Here is a 20083-nt window from a genome sequence, read left to right on the forward strand (position 1 = left end):
TGCAGCACCACCCCAGAAGAGAAGCGATACAGGAGAAGACCGTGACGACGAAGTCGACCACACGCACCGAGGTCCAGCGCCTCCGCGAACGCCCCCGAGCACAGGTGCTCGTCGTCGGCGGCGGCATCAACGGACTCGGCACCTTCCGCGACCTCGCCCTGCAGGGCGTCGACGTGATCCTCGTCGAGCGCAACGACTTCGTCTCCGGCGCATCGGCGGCCTCCAGCCACATGATTCACGGCGGCATCCGCTACCTCGAGAACGGGGAGTTCCGCCTCGTCAAGGAGTCGGTGACGGAGCGCAACGGCCTGCTGAAGATCGCGCCGCACTACGTGAAGCCGCTCGAGACCACCATCCCGATCTTCTCCACCTTCTCCGGCATCCTCGCGGCCCCGCTCCGCTTCCTCACCCACAAGCAGGGCAAGCCGAAGGAGCGCGGCGCGTTCCTCATCAAGACCGGCCTGACGATCTACGACTCCTTCTCGCGCGACGGCGGCTCGGTGCCGCGGCACACGTTCCACGGCCGCAAGAAGTCGCTGGAGACCCTGCCGGCGCTCAACCCGGACCTCAAGTACACGGCCACGTACTTCGACGCATCCGTGCACGACCCGGAGCGTCTCGCCCTCGACGTCCTGGCCGACGGCCTCGCGGCCGGTCCGCACGCCCGCGCCGTCAACTACGTCGAAGCGATCGGCGCGCGCGACGGCGGTGTGCTGGTGCGCGACCGCGAGACCGGTGAGGAGTTCACCATCACGGCGGACGTCGTCGTCAACGCCTCCGGCCCGTGGACCGATCTGACGAACGAGGCGCTCGGACAGGAGACGCGCTACATGGGCGGCACCAAGGGGTCGCACATCGTGCTCGACAACCCCGAGCTGCTGGAGGCCTGCCAGGGCCGCGAGATGTTCTTCGAGAACAACGACGGCCGCATCGTCCTCATCTACCCGCTCAAGGGCCGGGTCATGGTCGGGACGACCGACATCGACGCCGACATGTCCGAGCGCGCGGTCATCACCGAGGACGAGATCGACTACTTCATCGAACTGGTCTCGCACGTTTTCCCACGCATCCCGGTCACCCGCGAGCAGATCGTCTACACGTTCTCCGGCGTCCGCCCGCTGCCGCACCACGACGACACGGCCCCCGGCTTCGTGTCGCGCGACTACCGGATCGTGCCGGGCACCGTCGCAGGCCTCGGCGACACGACGGTGCTCAGCCTGGTCGGCGGCAAGTGGACGACGTTCCGCGCGCTCAGCGAGCACCTCGCCAACGAGACGCTGAAGGCGCTCGGCGCGACCCGCACCGTCCAGACCCTCGGACTGCCGATCGGCGGCGGCGCTGGCTTCCCGACCACTCCGCAGGCGGAGCGCGACTGGATCGCCCGCTACGGCGCGGATGTCGGCGACGAGCGCGCCGCGACGCTGCTGCACCGCTACGGCACCAAGGCCACCTATGTCCTCGATGCGATCGCCGGCTGGGACGGGGACGACGCCCCGCTCGCCGCAGCCCCGTCGTACTCCCGGGCGGAGATCGACCACGTCGTCCGGAGCGAGCACGTCGTGCACCTCGACGACGTGTTCCTGCGACGGACGAGCCTGGCGTTCACCGGTGCGGTGAACCTCGAGCTGGTGCACGAGATCGCCGAAATCACGGCAAACGCGCTCGGATGGTCGCCAAATCGACGCGCGGAGGAGGAAGATTCGTTCGTAGCGGACCTCGCCGACGCCCACCGGGTGCAGTTGAAGTCGGGGGACGGGAGCGAAGCCGCGGCGCTTCGATAATGCACGAACGTGCATGACACGGTTCTTGTCACGGTGGGCGTGACCGCAATAGCGTTCAAATGCCCACCCTGACAAGAGCCGCACCAGAACGCACAACAGGGTGCGGGTCAACTGAACAACTGGAAGGTCAACGTGGACAATATCGGTGTAGATTTCCTGTCCGAGCTGGTGGGCACAGCAATGCTGGTCCTGCTCGGTACCGGTGTCGTGGCGAACGTCGCCCTCATCAAGAACAAGGGCTTCAACGGCGGGTTCCTGATGGTCAACTTCGGTTGGGGCATCGCAGTGTTCTCGGGTGTGGTCGTGGCTTACAACTCGGGAGCGCACCTCAACCCGGCTGTGACCCTCGGACTCGTCGCCAACGGCGCCAAGACATTCGGCTCCGCGGCGGCGCACACCCTGGTGCCGGTCAACTTCATCACGGTGCTGCTGTACATCCTGGCTCAGCTGATCGGCGCGATCATCGGCGCCGTGCTGACGTTCCTGGCGTACAAGCGGCACTTCGACGAGGAGCCGGACCCGGCGAACAAGCTCGGCGTCTTCTCGACCGGCCCGGCCATCCGCGGCTACGGCTGGAACCTGGTCACCGAGATCATCGGCACGTTCGTGCTGGTCTTCGTGGTGATCGCGTTCGGCCACCAGCCCGGCCAGGCGGCCGGCCTCGCCGCCCTCGGCGCTCTCCCCGTCGCCCTCCTCGTGATCGGCATCGGTGCGAGCCTCGGTGGTCCGACCGGGTACGCCATCAACCCTGCTCGTGACCTCGGTCCTCGCATCGCGCACGCGATCCTCCCGATCAAGGGCAAGGGCTCGAGCGACTGGGCCTACTCGTGGGTGCCCATCGTCGGCCCGATCATCGGCGGTCTGATCGCCGGTTGGCTCGCGCTGGTGCTCCTCCCGCTCATCAAGTGACATCGGGGGCCGGCCGGGAGCGATCCCGCCGGCCCCTCTCCGTTCCACCCCCAAAGAACAAAGGAGTTACCTATGGCCGACTACGTCGTCGCCATCGATCAGGGCACGACCAGCACCCGGGCGATCATCTTCGACAAGTCCGGGTCGATCGTCTCGACCGGACAGCTGGAGCACGAGCAGATCTTCCCGAAGGCCGGATGGGTCGAGCACAACCCGGTCGAGATCTGGAACAACACCCGCGAGGTCATCGGCCAGGCGCTCTCCAAGGCCGACCTGACCCGCCACGACATCGCGGCGGTCGGCATCACCAACCAGCGCGAGACCGCGGTGGTGTGGGACAAGAACACCGGCGAGCCGGTCTACAACGCCATCGTCTGGCAGGACACCCGCACGCAGCCGATCGTCGACCGCCTGGCGGCCGACGGCGGCACGGAGCGCTTCAAGCAGATCGTCGGCCTCCCGCTGGCGACCTACTTCTCCGGCACCAAGATCGTGTGGATCCTGGAGAACGTCGAGGGCGCCCGCGAGCGCGCCGAGGCGGGCGACCTGCTGTTCGGCACGACCGACACCTGGGTGCTCTGGAACCTCACCGGCGGCCCGGACGGCGGTGTGCACGCCACCGACGTGACCAACGCCTCCCGCACGCTGTTCATGGACCTCGAGACGCTGAGCTGGCGCGACGACATCCTCGAGGTGTTCGGGGTGCCGAAGTCGATGCTCCCCGCGATCAAGAGCTCGTCCGAGGTCTACGGTCAGGTCGAGGCGTCCAGCCTCCTCCGCGAGGTGCCCGTCGCGGGCATCCTCGGCGACCAGCAGGCCGCGACGTTCGGCCAGGCCGCGTTCGACACCGGCGAGTCCAAGAACACGTACGGCACCGGCAACTTCCTCATCTTCAACACCGGTGAGGAGATCGTCCACTCGAAGAACGGTCTGCTGACGACCCTCGGCTACAAGCTCGGGGACGCGGCGCCGCACTACGCGCTGGAAGGTTCGATCGCTGTCACCGGCTCGCTGGTGCAGTGGCTGCGCGACAACCTCGGGATCATCTCGAGCGCGCCGGAGATCGAGGAGCTCGCCAAGACGGTCGACGACAACGGCGGTGCGTACTTCGTGCCGGCGTTCTCGGGCCTGTTCGCCCCGTACTGGCGGGCGGATGCGCGCGGTGCGCTCGTCGGACTCACCCGTTACGTGAACAAGGGCCACATCGCCCGCGCGGTGCTGGAGGCCACGGCCTTCCAGACCCGCGAGGTGCTGGACGCCGTCAACGCGGACTCGGGCGTCGACCTCACGGAGCTCAAGGTCGACGGCGGCATGATCGCCAACAACCTGCTCATGCAGTTCCAGGCCGACATCCTCGGCGTCCCGGTGATCCGTCCGGTCGTCGCGGAGACGACCGCCCTCGGTGCCGCGTACGCCGCCGGACTCGCGGTCGGGTTCTGGTCGGACCTCGACGACCTGCGCAAGAACTGGCAGGAGGACAGCCGCTGGACCCCGAACATGGATGCGGAGGAGCGCGACCGTCAGATCCGTCTCTGGAAGAAGGCCGTCACGAAGACCTTCGACTGGGTCGACGACGACGTGCGCAACGCCTGAGCCGTCCACTCCACGAAGCGCCGTCCGGCATCCGCCGGGCGGCGCTTCGCCGTTCAGGCGCCGAGCTTGTTGCCACGACACGCCGTCCGGGCGCTCTCGCCGACGGCGTGTCGCGTCAGCCCCCTGGCGCACGCACGTCCATTGCGGGCCAGCGGCGCCACGTCGGAGGCCGGTCCTATTCTGTTCGGAGCTGAAAGGATTGGGGACGATGAACGACCTATGGTCTACGTGGGGCTTCGTGGTAATTCTCGTCGCCCTTGCCACGCCGCTCATCGTGGTGGCTAGAAGACGGTATCTCCATTACTCACAAACGGTACTTTCGGAAGATGTGCTCGATGAGATGGCCGATTATCTGATCGGGAGTCTGCGCGGCTATTGCGGTGGTCCGGACCGTCCAATGACGCTTCCGCCTGCGCTCTGGCTCTCGTTCGGCTGGACGCATGCTGAAATCCTTCGTGTAATCGAGTATGCGGTAGCGCATGGATGGCTGACCGTGCCGAACTTCACAGTCATCACGGACGGTGTCATCTGGAACTCTCTGCCGCGGACCGCGGCGCTGACCCCCGATTCCTATGAACGCTGGTCTCCGCGCGAACCCGAGGAGCCGAGGTCAATCACCTTCAACGGCCCGACCCACCTCGGCGACGGCGACCTTGTGAACAACGGGAAGATCACATACGAGTGGACCGTCATTGAACGGGACGTGAGCAAACTCGCTCTCAGCTTGCATCGTGAGTCATTGCGTCATGAAGGCGAACTCGCGCAGCACCTGGAAGAGGCTGCTGAGACGCTGTCGAGAGCAGTAGAGGAGCAGAACCTACAGGATCCGTGGGTGAGACGAACCGTGAGGTGGGTCGCCGACCTGGCGAACGGTACCACGGCGAACCTCATCAGTGCAGGGCTCGTTGCAGCGGCAACGGCGCTGCTCGGAAAACTCTAGAGCACCCCTGCGAGCGTGTGTCCTTGGGGCAAGGCCGGAGAACGTGTTCAAGAATCCCTGTCACCAGTGTGGGTCGAAAACCTGAAGTCGCGGATGATCGCTCCGCCATTCATCGCACGTAGCTCCTCGATCAGGCCAGGAGGGACGCGAGCTCGGCGAGGGATGTGATGGTCCGGACTCCGGCGGTGGCCGCGTCGAGTTCGTCCTCGGGGGAGGGGACGGCATTCCGCCGGTTGAGCCACACCCCGGTGAGGCCGGCCCGTGCGCTCCCGATCGCGTCCGTGCGGAGCCGGTCACCCACGTAGGCGGCCTGATCCGGTCGCACGCTGAAGGCGTCACACGCCGCGTGGAAGATCGCCGCGTCGGGCTTGGCCACGCCGACCTCGCCGGAGGCGATCAGGTGCTCCATGCGAGCGTCGAGCCCGACTGCTTCCACTTTCCGGCCCTGGAAGGCCAGGTCGCCGTTCGTGATGAGGCCAAAGCGGACACCGGGGAGGGCGGCTTCCAGTGCATCCAGGGCAGGGAGGGCGTCGTCGTGCAGCGACCAGGCGGCCACGTAGTGCTCGAAGTAGTCGGCGAACCAGGCGCTCGCCTGGGCGTCGTACAGCTCGACGCCGTGGCGGGCCGCGAAGTCGCGGGCGCGCGCCTGCCGCTGCCCCTCGAAGTCCAGGTCACCCGCGAGGTACGAGTGGTAGTGCTCCTCCTCGAGGTCGTGCCAGAGCGTCACGACCTCGTCTGCCTCGGCCGTGCCGTAGGGCGGCCCGAGCGTCTCGGCATACCGCAGGATGCCCGCCTCGACGGCCGCCCGGTGCGCGAACAGGGTGTCGTCGAGGTCGAACAGGACGACGCGGATGTCGCTCACGCCGGAACCTGGACGAACGAGACATCGGGCCAGTCGCCCGCAGGCCGTCCGGCGTCCTGCGGCAGGAGGGTTCCACGCCACTCATCGAACCGATCGCCGCGCTGCTCGGCGCCGCCCGGCACGATGCCGTCCCAGCGGAAGCCGGCACGGCGGGCGACGGCCGCGCTGGCGGCGTTCCCGGCGAGAGCACGCCACACCAGCTTGCGCAGGGCGAGTCCACCCGGAGCCGGGGCGAAGCCGTAGTCGACGACCAGCGCTGTGGCCTCGGACATGATGCCCTTCCCGCGGGCCTCCGGCGCCATCCAGTAGCCGATCTCGCCCTGGTGCTCGCGGATGTCGCCGATGCTGATCATGCCGAGCAGCACGTCATCGACACGGACCGCCCACGTGCAGACCCGGCCGCTCGCCCAGCCGTCGGGGACGACACTCGTCACGAATCCCACGGCGTTCTCACGCGTGTACGGCGACGGCACGGTCGTCCAGCGGGCGATGGCCGGGTCGGCGCAGACCTCGGCGATCCGGTCGACATCCGCGTGCCCGGGCGTCGAGAGCGTCACCCGCGCGCCCGTCAGGACGACCGGCGCCGGCATCAGCGGGCTCGCCGGAGGAAGCCGATGCGGTCGTACGCCTTCTCGAGGGTGCCCTCGGCGACGTCGCTCGCGCGCTGGGCGTTGACCGCGAGGATGCGGTCGAGCTCGGCGGGGTCGGCGAGAAGGTCGAGCGCGCGCTGGCGGATGGGAGCGAACTCCTCGACCACCACCTCCACGAGGCCCTTCTTGAAATCGCCGTAGCCCTTGCCCTCGTACTCCAGCCCGATGGACTCGATCGAGCGGCCGCTGAGCGCCGAGAAGATCGAGAGCAGGTTGGAGATGCCCGGCTTGCCCTCGCGGTCGAACGACACGACGCCGTCGGTGTCGGTGACCGCGCGCATGATCTTCTTGCGCGTCACATCCGGTTCGTCGAGCATCCAGATGATGCCGGCGCCCGACTCGGCGGACTTCGACATCTTCGACTCCGGGTTCTGGAGGTCGTAGATGCGGGCGCTGTCCTTCAGGATCATCGCCTGCGGCACGACGAACGTCTGGCCGAAGCGGCTGTTGAAGCGCTCGGCCAGGTCGCGCGTCAGCTCGACATGCTGGCGCTGGTCGTCGCCCACGGGCACGATCTCGGTGTCGTAGAGCAGGATGTCCGCAGCCATCAGCACCGGGTACGCGAAGAGCCCGACCGAGGTCGCGTCGGCGCCCTGCTTCTGCGACTTGTCCTTGAACTGCGTCATCCGCGACGCCTCGCCGAAGCCGGTGATCGTGTTCAACACCCAGGCCAGCTGCGCGTGCGCGGGCACGTGGGACTGCACATAGAGGGTGGAGGCGGACGGGTCGATCCCGGCAGCGATGTACTGCGCCGCCGTGCGGCGCGTCTTCTCACGCAGTTCCGCCGGATCCTGCGCCACCGTGATGGCGTGCAGGTCGACGACGGAGAAGAACGCGTCGTGCGTGCTCTGCAGCTCTTTCCACTGCAGGAGTGCGCCGATGTAGTTGCCGAGGTGCAGCGAGTCGGCCGACGGCTGCATGCCGGAGTAGAGGCGGGGGAGGGTTGTCATGGTTCTGCTTTCGAAATCTGGAGGGATGCGGAGGCTTAGGGCCGTCAGAGCGCGTAGTCGACGACCACAGGCGTGTGGTCCGACCATCGCTCGTCGTAGGCGGCCGCACGGTCGACCGACCAGCCCGTGACCCGCTCCGCGAGTGCGGGGGTCGCCAGCTGGTAGTCGATGCGCCATCCGGTGTCGTTGTCGAACGCCTTGCCGCGCCACGACCACCACGTGTACGGCCCCTCGACCTCGCCCGCGTGCTTGCGGACGACGTCGACCCAGCCGAGCCCGGCGCCGGCGTTGTAGGCCGGATCGCCTTCGGCGCCGAGGATGCGGTCGAAGTACTCCCGCTCCTCCGGCAGGAAGCCGGCGCGCTTGACGTTGCCCTTCCAGTTGCGGATGTCGAGCGTGCGGTGGCCGACGTTGAGGTCGCCCATCACCACGGCGAGCTCGTTGTGCTTCTGCAACTCGGGAAGCCGCGCCTCCATCGCGTCGAGGAAGCGGTATTTCTCGGTCTGCTTCTCCGTGCCGGCCTCGCCCGAGTGGACGTACGCGCTGACGACCGTGATCACCGTGCCGCCGACCTCGTAGTCGGCCTCCAGCCAGCGGCCCGCGCTGTCGAACTCGCTCGGGCCGAGCTCCACGCGGTGGATGGATGCGCGGTGCCTGCTCGCGATCGCGACTCCCGCACGGCCCTTGGCCGTGGCCGGGTCGTGGACGATGTCCCACTCGTCGCCGAGGAGCCCCTGAAGGTCTTCGGACGAGGCCCGGACCTCCTGGATGGCGAGGATGTCGACGTCGCGCCCGTCGAGCCAGGCGCCCATGCCCTTGCGGAAGGCGGCGCGGATGCCGTTGGCGTTGATCGTGGCGATGCGCAAGCGACTCGAGGGCATGGTTCCAGCCTACCGGGGGCGGCCGACACCGGTTCAGGCGACCGGTTCTCCGTCGAGGAGGTCGTTCAGCCGCTGCTCCGCCCGCGCGACGCGGCGCTGCGCGGGCAGCCGGGAGAACCACCTCGCCGTCGCCAGATCGTCCTGTGCCTGCGCCAGCTCCGACCGCGCGACGAGAACACGCGCCTCGTGCTCGGCCGCGGCGCGCTCCGCGGCCGCCTCCTCCGGCGAGACGGCGCGCGGCGAGAGGCCGCTGTCGGCCATCCCGATGGCGATCCACGACGCCGACAGCAGGATGACGCGCGAGATGAGGTTGAACCACAGCAGGAGACCGATGAAGACGGCGAAGGTCGCCAGGAGCGGGTTCTTGTAGGCGGCCCCGAGAAGCAGACCACCGAGGGCGCTCAGCCCGGCAAGCACGAGCGCGCCCAGCAGCGCGCCGAAGAACAGGTTGCGCCAGGGGATCGCCACCCGGGACATGATGCGGAACATCGCCCCCAGCGTGACGATGTTGAGGGCGACCGACACGACGAGACCCGAGAGACGCGTCGCAGCGTTGGTCCAGAACGAGTCCGACAAGCCCGTCAGATCCAGGAGGAGCGTCAGCGCCTGCGTGCTGACGATCGTGAGCAGCGCCGACAGCACGAACAGCACGCCGAAGATGAGCGCGAGTCCGAGGTCGCGCACCTTCTGGAGCACATAGCTGGTGGTGTCGCGGCTGAGGCGGAACACCGCCCGGACCGCCTGCCGCGTGTAGTAGAGCCAGCCGATCGCGGTCCAGATCAGGCCGATGGCGGCGATGACGCCCGTCCAGCCGAAGGAGGAGGCGTTGCGCAGCTGCTCCTGGGGGATCACCCCGACCGTGGCGCTCGTCTCGATCAGGCCGGGCACCGCCCGGTTGATCAGGGCCACGAGAGCGTCGAACACCGCCTCGTTGCCGGAGAGCCAGTAGCTCGCGACGGAGAATCCCACCCACACCGCGGCGAACACCGCGAAGAGGGACTGGTACCCCATCCCGGCCGCGCGCAGGTTGCCGTCCGAATACGAGTAGTTGATGTAGACGCGATACGGCCGCAGAGCCTTGACCCACTTCGCCCAGACCGAGACGCGCGCCACCGGACGCTCGAACCGGCGCACCAGGGGGTCGGCACGCTCCACCAGGCGCTCCCGCAGAGACTCGTCCACGTGCGGCTCCACGTTGCCCGCGGCGCGCTGGAGGTCCGGGTCCGGCGGGGAGGGCTCGCCTCGGGACTTCTTGGCCACGCCGTCAGGATAGCGAGCGGGCGTACCGCTCGGAGATGCACGACGGCCCGCTCCGATGCGGAGCGGGCCGTCGTGGACGTGTTTGCGGCTCGATCAGGCCTTGCCGCGCATGATCGCCTGCTTCACCTCGGCGATCGCCTGCGTGACCTGGATGCCGCCTAGCTCGTCGTGTCGCGGCTCAGCGCGAACCGCGCGGACCGCCTGCCATGTGTAGTACAGCCAGCCGATGGCAGTCCAGCAGGCCATTTGCGGCGATGACACCGGTCCAGCCCAACGCGGAAGCCGCATCCAGCTGCTCAATCCTGATCACGCCTGCCGTGGTCTCCGTCCCGATGAGCCCCGGGACGGGCGGTTGATCAGAGCGACGAGGCGTCGCACAGCTGCGGATTGCCGTGACGCCATACGTTCCCGATAGACAAGCGCAGCCTGCCGCAGATCCCAGGTCGGGTGCGACCCAGGGACGCGGGGAGTAGTGACCACGACGCCAGACTAGCGAGAGGGTCTAAGGCCGGGAGAGGGCGGTTACCGGCTGCTCAGGTGGCCAAGGAGGGGTCGGCCACGCTTGCAGCGATGCCGATAGCGATGACCACCGCGTACAGGAGACCAAAGAGGAGGCCCAGCGCGAGGAAGCAGTAGCCGACGATCACGCCGGCCAGCGCGAGTCCGCCGCCGTTCTCGCCGGTGCGTTTGATCTGGCCGAAAGCGATGTGCCCGCAGATCACAGCCGCGATCGGAAACACGAATGCCGTGACGAGCGAGACGACCGCCAGGACGTTCGTCCCCGCCGGTGCGGCGCCATAGGTATACGGCGGGTATGGCGGGTGAACCGGCCGCGGCGGCTGCTGGACGTGCTGTCGGTGCTGATCGACAGTGCTCATGGTGTCTCCTAACGGGCGACGCTGACGGCGAGGACGCCGGCGCGCTGTAGTGCCGAGTGGATGGCGTTCGCCGTTTCCTGGAACGCCCTGTTGACCTTGGCCGCTCCGACAGCGCCGCCCTTGAGTGCCCCCGCCGTCATGTCGCGGTTCAGGCGTGCCACCAGGTGACTCTCTGCGTCCACCATTAACTCGACGAGGAACGTCACTTGAAACTTGCTGCCGGCCAGCGCGCCCAAGAGCAAGGTCATCCCGATGCTCCCGCGCTTCGCGAGCAGTCCGCCTCTCGGCGTTGCTGAGACCAAGAATCCCTGCGCCTCCAGGGCGGACGCGACCAGACGTCGTCCAGCGTCGTGGTCACCCAGCAGGATGAAGTCGTGTGCAGCGGGCATGGTCTTCCATTCGGGTAGGGTGCGGCAAGGGCCGGCCTCGGCAGTCGTCATTACTTATAGACGGCAAAGCACCCCGGATATGACGCGAGCCCCGGACGCGGGTGCGCTCGGGGCTCGGAGTCGGGATGAGTGGCGGTCTACGGACGGCCGCGCATGATCGCCTGCTTCACCTCGGCGATCGCCTGCGTGACCTGGATGCCGCGCGGGCAGGCGTCGGTGCAGTTGAAGGTCGTGCGGCAGCGCCACACACCCTCCTTGTCGTTGAGGATGTCGAGGCGCACCTGGGAGTTGTCGTCGCGCGAGTCGAAGATGAAACGGTGCGCGTTGACGATCGCGGCCGGGCCGAAGTACTGGCCGTCCGTCCAGAACACCGGGCAGGACGATGTGCACGCGGCGCAGAGGATGCACTTGGTGGTGTCGTCGAAGCGGGCCCGGTCGGCGACCGACTGGATGCGCTCCTTGCCCTTCTCCGGCTTCGAGTTCGCGACGAGGAACGGCTGCACCTCGCGGTACGACTCGAAGAAGGGCTCCATGTCGACGATGAGGTCCTTCTCGAGCGGCAGGCCCTTGATCGCCTCGACGTAAATCGGCTTCGAGATGTCGAGGTCCTTGATCAGCGTCTTGCAGGCGAGGCGGTTGCGGCCGTTGATGCGCATGGCGTCCGATCCGCAGATGCCGTGCGCGCACGAGCGGCGGAAGGTCAGCGAGCCGTCCTGCTCCCACTTGATCTTGTGGAGGGCGTCGAGGATGCGGTCGGTCGGGTACAGCTCGACGTCGAAGTCCTGCCAGCGCGGCTCCGTGTCCACATCCGGGTCGAAGCGGCGGATGATGAGCGTGACGGTGAACGACTCGACCGGGGCCTCGGGGGCGGGGGGAGTCTCGAGCACGGCGTTCGACATCAGTACTTCCTCTCCATCGGCTGGTAGCGGGTCACGACGACGGGCTTCCAGTCGAGCGTGATGTGGTCTGCCGCGTCCGACGAGTGCGGGTCGCCGGTGAGGTAGGCCATCGTGTGCTTCATGTAGTTCTCGTCGTCGCGCTTCGGGAAGTCGTCGCGCATGTGGCCTCCGCGCGACTCCTTGCGGTTGCGCGCGGAGTAGACGACGACCTCGGCGAGGTCGAGCAGGAAGCCGAGCTCGACGGCCTCCAGCAGGTCGGTGTTGTAGCGCTTGCCCTTGTCCTGCACCTGCACGTTGCGGTACCGGTCGCGGAGCTCGTGAATGGTCTGCGTGACCTGGGAGAGCGACTCGTCGGTGCGGAACACCTGGGCGTTCCGGTCCATCTCGTCCTGCAGCTCCTTGCGGATGGCGGCGATGCGCTCGGTCCCCGTCGAGGTGCGCAGTTCGTCGATCATGCGACGGACGGCTCCGGCCGGGTCCTCCGGCAGCGGAACGGCATCGGCGGTCTTGATGTACTCCACCGCGTTGTTGCCGGCGCGCTTGCCGAAGACGTTGATGTCGAGCAGCGAGTTGGTGCCGAGACGGTTCGAGCCGTGCACAGACACGCAGGCGCACTCGCCCGCGGCGTAGAGGCCGGGGACGACGGTGGTGTTGTCGCGCAGCACCTCGGCGGCCGTGTTCGTCGGGATGCCGCCCATGGCGTAGTGCGCCGTCGGCATCACCGGGACGGGCTCGACCACCGGGTCGACGCCGAGGTAGGTGCGCGCGAACTCGGTGATGTCCGGGAGCTTCGTCTCCAGCACCTCGGCGCCCAGGTGCGTGCAGTCGAGCAGCACGTAGTCCTTGTGCGGGCCGGCGCCGCGTCCCTCCGCGACCTCCTGCACCATGCAGCGGGCGACGATGTCGCGCGGCGCGAGGTCTTTGATCGTGGGGGCGTAGCGCTCCATGAACCGCTCGCCGGAGGCGTTGCGGAGGATGGCGCCCTCGCCTCGGGCGCCCTCGGTGAGGAGGATGCCGAGGCCGGCGAGGCCGGTCGGGTGGAACTGGAAGAACTCCATGTCCTCCAGGGGCAGGCCCTTGCGCCAGATGATGCCGACGCCGTCACCGGTGAGGGTGTGGGCGTTGGAGGTGGTCTTGAAGATCTTGCCGAAGCCGCCGGTGGCGAAGATGATCGCCTTCGAGTGGAAGACGTGCAGCTCTCCGGTCGACAGCTCGTACGCAACGACGCCGGCCGGCTGGGGGACCCCGTCGACCTCGTTCATGATCACGTCGAGCACGTAGAACTCGTTGAAGAAGTTGATGCCGAGCTTGACGCAGTTCTGGAACAGCGTCTGCAGGATCATGTGGCCGGTGCGGTCTGCGGCGTAGCACGCCCGGCGGACCGGAGCCTTGCCGTGATCGCGGGTGTGGCCGCCGAAGCGGCGCTGGTCGATCTTGCCCTCGGGCGTGCGGTTGAACGGCAGGCCCATGTTCTCGAGGTCGATGACCGCGTCGATGGCCTCCTTGGCGAGGATCTCCGCCGCGTCCTGGTCGACGAGGTAGTCGCCGCCCTTGACGGTGTCGAAGGTGTGCCACTCCCAGCTGTCCTCCTCGACGTTCGCGAGGGCGGCGGCCATGCCGCCCTGCGCCGCACCCGTGTGGGAGCGCGTCGGGTAGAGCTTCGAGATGACGGCGGTGCGGGCGTGGGGACCTGCTTCGATCGCCGCGCGCATGCCGGCGCCGCCGGCTCCGACGATGACGATGTCGAACTCGTGGTAGTGGACGCCGTCGATGACGGTGGATTCAGTAGCTTCTGTTGTCACAGGTCTTCCGTTGTCGAAGGATCAGCGTGCCGGGCAGAAGGACGGCAGGTCGGAGGCCGCGGCGCCGGCCGGGCACGGGTCGAACGTGAAGATCACGAGCGTTCCGAGCACGATCAGCACGACGACCGCGGCGAGGACGGCCCACTTGAGGATGCGGTTGACCACCCGGTTGTAGGCGTAGTCGTTGATGAGCGTCCGCATCCCGTTGCCGCCGTGGATCAGGGCGAGCCACAGCATCAGGAGGTCCCAGACCTGCCAGAACGGCGTGGCGTACTTGCCGGCGACGAAGGCGAAGTCGATCTGCTTGACGCCGTCGCCGAGGACGAGGTTGATCAGCAGGTGGCCGAAGATGAGGATCACGAGCAGGACGCCCGAGAACCGCATGTAGATCCAGCCCCACTTCTCCCAGTTCTTGCCGCGGGAGGATCGGGCTGCGGGGGTGCGCGGCGCCTCGATGGTCGTCACGTCAGTTCACCTCCGAGAAGATGTGGACGAGCTGGACGGGCACGAAGCCGGCCATCAGGATCACCCAGAGCGCGATGACGATCCAGAACATGACCTTCTGGTACTTGACGCCCTTGCTCCAGAAGTCGATCAGGATGATGCGGATGCCGTTGAAGGCGTGGAACACGATGGCCGCTACGAGGGCGATCTCGCCGAGTCCCATGATCGGGTTCTTGTAGGTGCCGATCACCGCGTTGTACGCCTCGGGGCTCACGCGGATGAGCGACGTGTCCAGGATGTGGACGAGAAGGAAGAAGAAGATGGCGACGCCGGTGATGCGGTGGAGGACCCACGACCACATCCCCTCACGGCCACGGTACAGAGTTCCGCCGGGCCGGGTCTTGGCCGGCTGCAGGGTCCCTGTCGCTTGGTCTGACACGGACAACCCTCCCTGGTTGCTGATCGCTGATGCGGCGCGGTGAGCGCAGCGCCAGTCTATGCCGGGTGGGGTCCAGCCGCCTCTTAGGGTGACCTCAGTTATCTCGATGTCGAGATAACCCGCCCTGTACGCCGGGATCGGCCGAGCGTACCGTCCACGCCATGACACAGGACGAACCGATCATGCAGGGAAGCACCGACGCGACGGACGAGAGCAAGGTCGCCGGCATCGTCGAGCAGGTCCGCGCGGACATGCAGCTGCGGGGCTCAGAGGACAGCGAGCGGCTGCTGAAGCAGCGGCTCGACGAGGCGGGCATCCAGCTTCCGCAGGAGGAGGTCTCGCGGCTGGTGCACGAGGTGCAGAACGGACCGTCGGTCGTCGACTGACCGACCGACCGACCGACCGACTAGAGGACGTCGGTGGATCCGGTGATCTTCAGCGCATCCACCACGGCCTTCACCCGCTGCGCGTTCTCGCTCGTGGTGACGAGCAGCGCATCCGGGGTGTCGACGACGACGATGTCCTTGACGCCGATGAGGCTGATCACCCGCTTGCTCTGACTCACCACGATCCCGCTCGACGAGTCGGACAGCACCCGGGCGTTCTCGCCGAGGATGGCGAGGTCCGACTTGCGGCCGCCCGAGTTGAGCTTCGCGAGCGACGCGAAGTCACCGACGTCGTCCCAGTCGAAGTAGCCGGGGATGACGGCGAGGCGACCGGCAGCGGCCGCCGGCTCCGCGACCGTGTAGTCGATGGCGATCTTCTCGAGCTCCGGCCAGATCCGGTCGACGGCGGGACCGCGGGTCGCTGGGTCGTCCCACGCCTCCGCCAGCTCCAGCAGTCCGGCGAGCAGCTTCGGCTTGTTGCGGCCGATCTCCTCCAGGAGCTTGTCGGCGCGCGAGATGAACATGCTCGCGTTCCACAGGTACGAGCCGTTCGCCAGGTACCGCTCGGCGGTCTGCAGGTCCGGCTTCTCCTTGAAGGAGTCGACGGCCAGCGCGCTGGGGGCGCCGGCGATCTCGAGCCGCTCGCCGTAGTGGATGTAGCCGAACCCGACGGCGGGCTCCGTCGGCTGGATGCCGATGGTCGTGATGTAGCCCGCGCGCGCAGAGGCGGCCGCCTCGCGCACCGCCGACTGGAACAGCGGGAGGTTGTTGATCACGTGGTCCGCGGCGAACGAGCCGATGATCACGCCGGGCTCGCGGCGCTCCAGGATGGCGGCGGCGAGGCCGATGGCCGCGGTGGAATCGCGCGGTTCGGACTCCAGCACGACGTTCGGGTCGGTGAGCGACGGCAGCTGCGACTCGACGGCGGCGCGGTGGGCCCGGCCCGTGACGACCATGATGCGCTGCTCGCCCGACAGGGGAGCGACGCGATCCCAGGTGTCGCGGAGAAGCGTCTGGCCGGAGCCGGTCAGGTCGTGCAGGAACTTCGGGGCATCCGCCCGCGACAGGGGCCACAGCCGTGAGCCGATGCCGCCGGCCGGGATCACGCTGTAGAAGCGCTCGATGGGCGGGCCCTGTGTGATCCTGCGCTTCTGAGTCATGCCGAAAGGATAGCGAGCGTCGCCGGACACCGGCTGTTCACGGTGACGACACCGGCGCCGCCTAGCGTGGCGTCATGCGGGTCGCGGTGGTCAGCGAGAGCTTCCTCCCCACAGTCAACGGGGTCACGACGAGTGTGCTGCGGGTGCTCGACCATCTGGCGGCCGAGGGGCACGAGGCGATCGTGATCTGCCCGGACGCGGGGGCGCCGGCGGAGTACAACGGGTTCCGCATCCACCAGGTGCCGTCGGTCGCGTACCGCCAGTTCCCGGTCGGGCTGCCGAGCCCGCAGGTGCAGCGCATCCTTGCCGGCTTCGGCCCCGATGTGCTGCACGCCGCCTCGCCGTTCTTCCTGGGGGCGCAGGCGATCGCGGCGGCCAACCGGATGGGTGTGCCGTCCGTCGCGATCTACCAGACGGACGTGGCCGGCTTCGCGCGCCGCAACGGGCTGGGCGTCACCTCGGCCATCGCCTGGAAGTACGTCCGCTGGGTCCACGAGGGCGCCGACCTGACGCTGGCGCCGTCGGCGGCGAGCGAGTACGACCTCCGCACGGCCGGCGTCACGCGGGTCGCCCGCTGGGGACGCGGCGTCGATCTGGTGCGGTACCACCCCAATAAGAGGAGAACGTCGGCGGCGGCCGCTCTGCGGGAGCGCCTGTCGCCGGACGGCGAGACCGTCGTCGGGTACGTCGGCCGCATCGCCCCGGAGAAGCAGGTGGAGCGGCTGCGCGCACTCCGCGGGATCGGGGGAGTGTCGCTCGCGATCGTCGGGGACGGCCCGTCACGCGACGCCGTCGCCCGCGAGCTTCGCGGCATCCCGGTGACCTGGCTCGGCCGGCTCGGCGGCGAGGACCTCGCAGCCGCCTACGCCGCCTTCGACGTCTTCGCACACACCGGATCCGAGGAGACGTTCGGCCAGACGGTGCAGGAGGCCCATGCGTCGGGGCTCCCGGTGGTCGCGCCGCGCGCGGGCGGCCCGATCGACCTCGTCGAGCATGGCGTGGACGGACTGCTGTTCCGCCCGTCGGACGACCGCGCCCTGCGCGCAGCCGTCTCGATGCTCGTCCGCGACGGCGCCCTGCGTCGCCGCATGGGGGAGGCCGGACGCCGCGCCGTGCTCGGACGCAGCTGGGATGTCGTGTGCGGCGAGCTGACGCGCCACTACGAGCGCGTGATCCTCGACGCCGTCGCGGCGGTGGATGCGACCCGTGTCCAGCGTCCGGAGGGTTCGCGAGCGTACAGTTAGGTGGCCCCTCGGGCCGTCCTGAACTCGTGTCGACTCGACGTCGTCCGGACCACGGAGGTGACTTATGGCCAACCAGAACCGACGCGGCATCCCGATGCCCTTCGTGACGCGCACCCGCCGGGTCGAGCCTCCCTCTCCGGCCGCCGCGACCTCGCCGCTCGAAACGCCCGCGGGTCGGCGCAGCATGGTGGACAGCGCGATCTACGCCGACGGCGTCCGCGTCGCCTCCCCGACGTCTCTCGCCGAGACCTACGCGGCGCTCGACCGCACCCCGGGCGGGGTCGCCTGGATCGGCCTCTACCGGCCGAGCGAGCAGGAGCTGCTGTCGCTGTCGGAGGAGTTCAACCTCCACCCGCTGGCGATCGAGGACGCCATCGTCGCCCACCAGCGCCCCAAGCTGGAGCGCTACGACACAGTCCTCTTCGTCGTGCTCAAGGCGGCGAACTACCTGGACGTGCCGGAGGAGGTCGACTTCGGCGAGCTGCACCTCTTCGTCGGGCGCAACTTCGTCATCACGGTCCGCCACAGCGAGTCGCCGGACCTCTCGCACGTCCGGCAGAGGATGGAGAGCGAGCCGGAGCTGCTCGCGCTCGGGCCGCAGGCCATCCTCTACGCGATCATCGACGCGGTCGTGGATGCGTACAGCCCGGTCGTCGCGGGTCTCGCCAACGACATCGACGAGATCGAGACGCAGGTGTTCGGCGGGGACGCCCTGGTCTCCCGGCGCATCTACGAGCTGTCCCGGGAGGTCATCGACTTCCAGCGGGCGACGCATCCCCTCTCGGCGGTCATGCTGGCGCTCGAGCGCGGCTCGGTGAAGTACGGCGTGACGCAGGAACTCGAACGCCGGCTCCGCGACGTCGCCGACCACCTCACGCAGGTCAACGAGCGCGTCGACGGGTTCCGCTACCTGCTGCGCGACATCCTGACGGTGAACTCGACCCTCGTCTCCGAGCGGCAGAACGAGGAGATGACGCGGTTGGCGCACTCCAGCAACCGGCAGGGCGAGGAGGTCAAGAAGATCTCCTCGTGGGCGGCCATCCTGTTCGCACCGTCGCTCATCGCCGGCATCTACGGCATGAACTTCACGCACATGCCGGAGCTGTCCTGGCCGTTGGGATACCCGCTCGCGGTCCTCGCGATGCTCGGCCTGAGCGGTCTGCTGTACACCATCTTCAAGCGACGGGGCTGGCTCTGAGCACCCCTCCCCGAATGGGGGACGGGCTGCTCGAATGAGCACGTGCCAACCGGGTGAGCGTTTGTAACGCTTGCATGAAGAACCCGGATTTTCGAACGGAGTGGTTCGTCACATTCGGTAACGTGAACCGCAGAAGCCTGCGATTACCCGCGCGGCTACGCATCTTGGAGGAACAACCTTGTCAATCACAGCCCGAAAGGCCGGACTCCTCGGCCTCGCGGCGGTCGGCGTCATGTCGCTGCTCGCTGCCTGCTCGGCTGCCCCGTCGGACAGCTCGTCCGGTGGCGCCGCGAAGAGCGACTTCCTGCCCTGTATGGTCTCCGACTCCGGTGGATTCGATGACCACTCGTTCAACCAGCTCGGCTACGAGGGTCTGCAGCAGGCCGCGAAGTCGCTCGACGTGAAGTACAAGCAGGCGGAGTCGAAGAGCGAGAACGACTTCGCTCCGAACATCCAGAGCATGGTCGACGCCAACTGCAACCTCGTCGTGACGGTCGGCTTCCTCCTCAAGGACGCGACCGAGAAGGCCGCGAAGGCCAACCCGGACGTGAACTTCGCGATCATCGACGACAACGAGATCCAGGCGAAGAACGTCAAGCCGATCATCTTCGACACGGCCCAGGCCGCGTTCCTGGCCGGCTACGCCGCCGCCAGCTACTCGAAGACCGGCATCGTCGGCACCTTCGGCGGAATGCAGATCCCGACGGTCACCATCTTCATGGACGGCTTCGCCGACGGTGTGAAGTACTTCAACGACCAGAAGGGCAAGTCGGTCAAGGTCGTCGGCTGGGATGTCGACAAGCAGAACGGCCTCTTCACCGGTGGCTTCGACGCCAACGAGACCGCGAAGAACACCGCTCAGGGCATCATCGACCAGAACGCCGACGTGATCATGCCGGTCGGCGGACCGATCTACCAGTCGGCCGCTCAGGCGATCAAGGACTCCGGCAAGCCGATCGCGATGATCGGTGTCGACGCCGACGTCTACGAGTCCGACCCGACCGTGAAGGACCTGCTCCTCACCTCGGTCATGAAGGGCATGAAGCCGGCGACCAACGACGTCGTCACCCAGGCCGCCAAGGACAAGTTCGACAGCACCCCGTACGTGGGCACGCTGAAGAACGACGGCGTCGGCATCGCCCCGTTCCACGACTTCGAGTCGAAGGTGGACTCGGGCCTGCAGGGTGAGCTCGACAAGATCAAGGCCGGCATCATCGACGGCTCGATCAAGGTCACCTCGCCCTCGTCGCCCAAGCAGTAACAGCGACGAGAACGCTCGACGGGGAGGTCAGCCACGGCTGGCCTCCCCGTTCCGTTCCCTCCCCGCCTTCCTCGCTCATCTGAGCACACACTGACATCTGCGCAGGAAGGTAGGGTTGAGGATGCGCGACGAGGCCACCAGCCGTTCCGCGTGTCCC

Annotated in this window: 21 protein-coding genes; 8 read left to right on the plus strand and 13 right to left on the minus strand. The window is 67.8% G+C overall.

Annotated elements, in window-relative coordinates; translation table 11 throughout:
- Nucleotides 1–41: 41 nt before the first annotated feature.
- The 4 genes from ABIC47_RS08930 to ABIC47_RS08945 all read left to right on the plus strand — a co-directional run bounded on the left by ABIC47_RS08930 (nt 42) and on the right by ABIC47_RS08945 (nt 5223).
- A complete protein-coding gene (locus ABIC47_RS08930) occupies nt 42–1781 on the plus strand; it encodes a glycerol-3-phosphate dehydrogenase/oxidase (RefSeq protein ID WP_354479535.1) in 1740 nt (579 codons plus the stop codon).
- A 180-nt stretch (nt 1782–1961) separates the two neighbouring features.
- The gene (locus tag ABIC47_RS08935) at nt 1962–2690 is read left to right on the plus strand and encodes an MIP/aquaporin family protein (RefSeq protein WP_018189989.1); all 729 of its coding nucleotides are present in this window, start codon (nt 1962–1964) and stop codon (nt 2688–2690) included.
- 72 nt (nt 2691–2762) lie between these two features.
- On the plus strand, nt 2763–4283 hold the full coding sequence (glpK, locus tag ABIC47_RS08940) for a glycerol kinase GlpK (RefSeq protein WP_018189990.1): 1521 nt from the start codon (nt 2763–2765) through the stop codon (nt 4281–4283).
- Between the two features lie 208 nt (nt 4284–4491).
- Entirely contained in the window at nt 4492–5223 is a 732-nt protein-coding gene (locus ABIC47_RS08945) for a hypothetical protein (protein WP_157694637.1), read from the plus strand.
- A 130-nt stretch (nt 5224–5353) separates the two neighbouring features.
- Here ABIC47_RS08945 and ABIC47_RS08950 read toward each other — a convergent pair whose 3' ends face one another.
- The 12 genes from ABIC47_RS08950 to sdhC all read right to left on the minus strand — a co-directional run bounded on the left by ABIC47_RS08950 (nt 5354) and on the right by sdhC (nt 14677).
- The gene (locus tag ABIC47_RS08950) at nt 5354–6085 is read right to left on the minus strand and encodes an HAD family hydrolase (RefSeq protein ID WP_354479540.1); all 732 of its coding nucleotides are present in this window, start codon (nt 6083–6085) and stop codon (nt 5354–5356) included.
- Complete coding sequence (locus tag ABIC47_RS08955) at nt 6082–6675, minus strand: GNAT family N-acetyltransferase (RefSeq protein WP_354479543.1); 594 nt, start codon at nt 6673–6675, stop codon at nt 6082–6084. Before ABIC47_RS08955 ends, ABIC47_RS08950 begins: the two co-directional genes overlap by 4 nt.
- A complete protein-coding gene (trpS, locus tag ABIC47_RS08960) occupies nt 6675–7685 on the minus strand; it encodes a tryptophan--tRNA ligase (RefSeq protein WP_354479546.1) in 1011 nt (336 codons plus the stop codon). The genes ABIC47_RS08955 and trpS overlap by 1 nt, the downstream gene beginning before the upstream one ends.
- 44 nt (nt 7686–7729) lie before the next feature.
- On the minus strand, nt 7730–8566 hold the full coding sequence (locus tag ABIC47_RS08965) for an exodeoxyribonuclease III (protein WP_018189994.1): 837 nt from the start codon (nt 8564–8566) through the stop codon (nt 7730–7732).
- 33 nt (nt 8567–8599) lie between these two features.
- Nucleotides 8600–9826 carry a YihY/virulence factor BrkB family protein gene (locus ABIC47_RS08970; protein WP_354479550.1) on the minus strand — a complete coding sequence of 409 codons (1227 nt, stop codon included), beginning with the start codon at nt 9824–9826 and terminating at the stop codon, nt 8600–8602.
- A 93-nt stretch (nt 9827–9919) separates the two neighbouring features.
- Complete coding sequence (locus ABIC47_RS08975; protein ID WP_157694638.1) at nt 9920–10072, minus strand: hypothetical protein; 153 nt, start codon at nt 10070–10072, stop codon at nt 9920–9922.
- A gap of 287 nt (nt 10073–10359) precedes the next feature.
- Nucleotides 10360–10704 carry a DUF4190 domain-containing protein gene (locus ABIC47_RS08980; RefSeq protein WP_354479552.1) on the minus strand — a complete coding sequence of 115 codons (345 nt, stop codon included), beginning with the start codon at nt 10702–10704 and terminating at the stop codon, nt 10360–10362.
- Between the two features lie 8 nt (nt 10705–10712).
- A complete protein-coding gene (locus tag ABIC47_RS08985; protein ID WP_089874757.1) occupies nt 10713–11093 on the minus strand; it encodes a hypothetical protein in 381 nt (126 codons plus the stop codon).
- Between the two features lie 137 nt (nt 11094–11230).
- Entirely contained in the window at nt 11231–11992 is a 762-nt protein-coding gene (locus tag ABIC47_RS08990; RefSeq protein ID WP_089874759.1) for a succinate dehydrogenase iron-sulfur subunit, read from the minus strand.
- Nucleotides 11992–13794, minus strand: a complete 1803-nt coding sequence (gene sdhA, locus ABIC47_RS08995; protein WP_354479556.1) for a succinate dehydrogenase flavoprotein subunit — start codon at nt 13792–13794, stop codon at nt 11992–11994. The genes ABIC47_RS08990 and sdhA overlap by 1 nt, the downstream gene beginning before the upstream one ends.
- A 21-nt stretch (nt 13795–13815) precedes the next feature.
- Nucleotides 13816–14259 (minus strand): succinate dehydrogenase hydrophobic membrane anchor subunit, encoded by a 444-nt coding sequence (locus ABIC47_RS09000; RefSeq protein ID WP_018189998.1) that lies wholly within the window; start codon nt 14257–14259, stop codon nt 13816–13818.
- Between the two features lies 1 nt (nt 14260).
- A complete protein-coding gene (gene sdhC / locus ABIC47_RS09005; RefSeq protein WP_081626591.1) occupies nt 14261–14677 on the minus strand; it encodes a succinate dehydrogenase, cytochrome b556 subunit in 417 nt (138 codons plus the stop codon).
- Between the two features lie 161 nt (nt 14678–14838).
- Between sdhC and ABIC47_RS09010 the strand changes: the two genes are divergently transcribed.
- Nucleotides 14839–15063 carry a hypothetical protein gene (locus tag ABIC47_RS09010; protein WP_018190000.1) on the plus strand — a complete coding sequence of 75 codons (225 nt, stop codon included), beginning with the start codon at nt 14839–14841 and terminating at the stop codon, nt 15061–15063.
- Between the two features lie 20 nt (nt 15064–15083).
- Here the strand turns inward: ABIC47_RS09010 and ABIC47_RS09015 are convergent, their stop codons facing one another.
- Nucleotides 15084–16223 (minus strand): mannose-1-phosphate guanylyltransferase, encoded by a 1140-nt coding sequence (locus tag ABIC47_RS09015; protein ID WP_018190001.1) that lies wholly within the window; start codon nt 16221–16223, stop codon nt 15084–15086.
- Nucleotides 16224–16297: 74 nt separating this feature from the next.
- On the opposite strand from ABIC47_RS09015, the gene ABIC47_RS09020 reads away from it, so the two are divergent.
- The 3 genes from ABIC47_RS09020 to ABIC47_RS09030 all read left to right on the plus strand — a co-directional run bounded on the left by ABIC47_RS09020 (nt 16298) and on the right by ABIC47_RS09030 (nt 19926).
- A complete protein-coding gene (locus ABIC47_RS09020) occupies nt 16298–17467 on the plus strand; it encodes a glycosyltransferase family 4 protein (protein WP_020075453.1) in 1170 nt (389 codons plus the stop codon).
- 64 nt (nt 17468–17531) lie between these two features.
- A complete protein-coding gene (locus tag ABIC47_RS09025) occupies nt 17532–18665 on the plus strand; it encodes a magnesium and cobalt transport protein CorA (protein ID WP_354479561.1) in 1134 nt (377 codons plus the stop codon).
- A gap of 178 nt (nt 18666–18843) precedes the next feature.
- On the plus strand, nt 18844–19926 hold the full coding sequence (locus ABIC47_RS09030) for a BMP family lipoprotein (protein ID WP_018190004.1): 1083 nt from the start codon (nt 18844–18846) through the stop codon (nt 19924–19926).
- The last annotated feature ends 157 nt before the right edge of the window (nt 19927–20083 follow it).

Origin of the sequence: Leifsonia sp. 563 (genome assembly GCF_040545055.1) — a bacterium.
GTDB lineage: Bacteria > Actinomycetota > Actinomycetes > Actinomycetales > Microbacteriaceae > Leifsonia.

Excerpts from the sequence above, each read along its gene's own strand:
- ABIC47_RS08935 (WP_018189989.1), top strand. The coding sequence starts at position 1,962 with ATGCTGGTCCTGCTCGGTACCGGTGTCGTGGCGAACGTCGCCCTCATC.
- glpK (WP_018189990.1), top strand. The coding sequence starts at position 2,763 with ATGGCCGACTACGTCGTCGCCATCGATCAGGGCACGACCAGCACCCGG.
- ABIC47_RS08945 (WP_157694637.1), top strand. The coding sequence starts at position 4,492 with ATGAACGACCTATGGTCTACGTGGGGCTTCGTGGTAATTCTCGTCGCC.
- ABIC47_RS08955 (WP_354479543.1), bottom strand. The coding sequence starts at position 6,675 with ATGCCGGCGCCGGTCGTCCTGACGGGCGCGCGGGTGACGCTCTCGACG.
- trpS (WP_354479546.1), bottom strand. The coding sequence starts at position 7,685 with ATGACAACCCTCCCCCGCCTCTACTCCGGCATGCAGCCGTCGGCCGAC.
- ABIC47_RS08965 (WP_018189994.1), bottom strand. The coding sequence starts at position 8,566 with ATGCCCTCGAGTCGCTTGCGCATCGCCACGATCAACGCCAACGGCATC.
- ABIC47_RS08975 (WP_157694638.1), bottom strand. The coding sequence starts at position 10,072 with ATGGCCTGCTGGACTGCCATCGGCTGGCTGTACTACACATGGCAGGCG.
- ABIC47_RS08980 (WP_354479552.1), bottom strand. The coding sequence starts at position 10,704 with ATGAGCACTGTCGATCAGCACCGACAGCACGTCCAGCAGCCGCCGCGG.
- ABIC47_RS08985 (WP_089874757.1), bottom strand. The coding sequence starts at position 11,093 with ATGCCCGCTGCACACGACTTCATCCTGCTGGGTGACCACGACGCTGGA.
- ABIC47_RS08990 (WP_089874759.1), bottom strand. The coding sequence starts at position 11,992 with ATGTCGAACGCCGTGCTCGAGACTCCCCCCGCCCCCGAGGCCCCGGTC.
- ABIC47_RS09010 (WP_018190000.1), top strand. The coding sequence starts at position 14,839 with ATGACACAGGACGAACCGATCATGCAGGGAAGCACCGACGCGACGGAC.
- ABIC47_RS09015 (WP_018190001.1), bottom strand. The coding sequence starts at position 16,223 with ATGACTCAGAAGCGCAGGATCACACAGGGCCCGCCCATCGAGCGCTTC.
- ABIC47_RS09020 (WP_020075453.1), top strand. The coding sequence starts at position 16,298 with ATGCGGGTCGCGGTGGTCAGCGAGAGCTTCCTCCCCACAGTCAACGGG.
- ABIC47_RS09025 (WP_354479561.1), top strand. The coding sequence starts at position 17,532 with ATGGCCAACCAGAACCGACGCGGCATCCCGATGCCCTTCGTGACGCGC.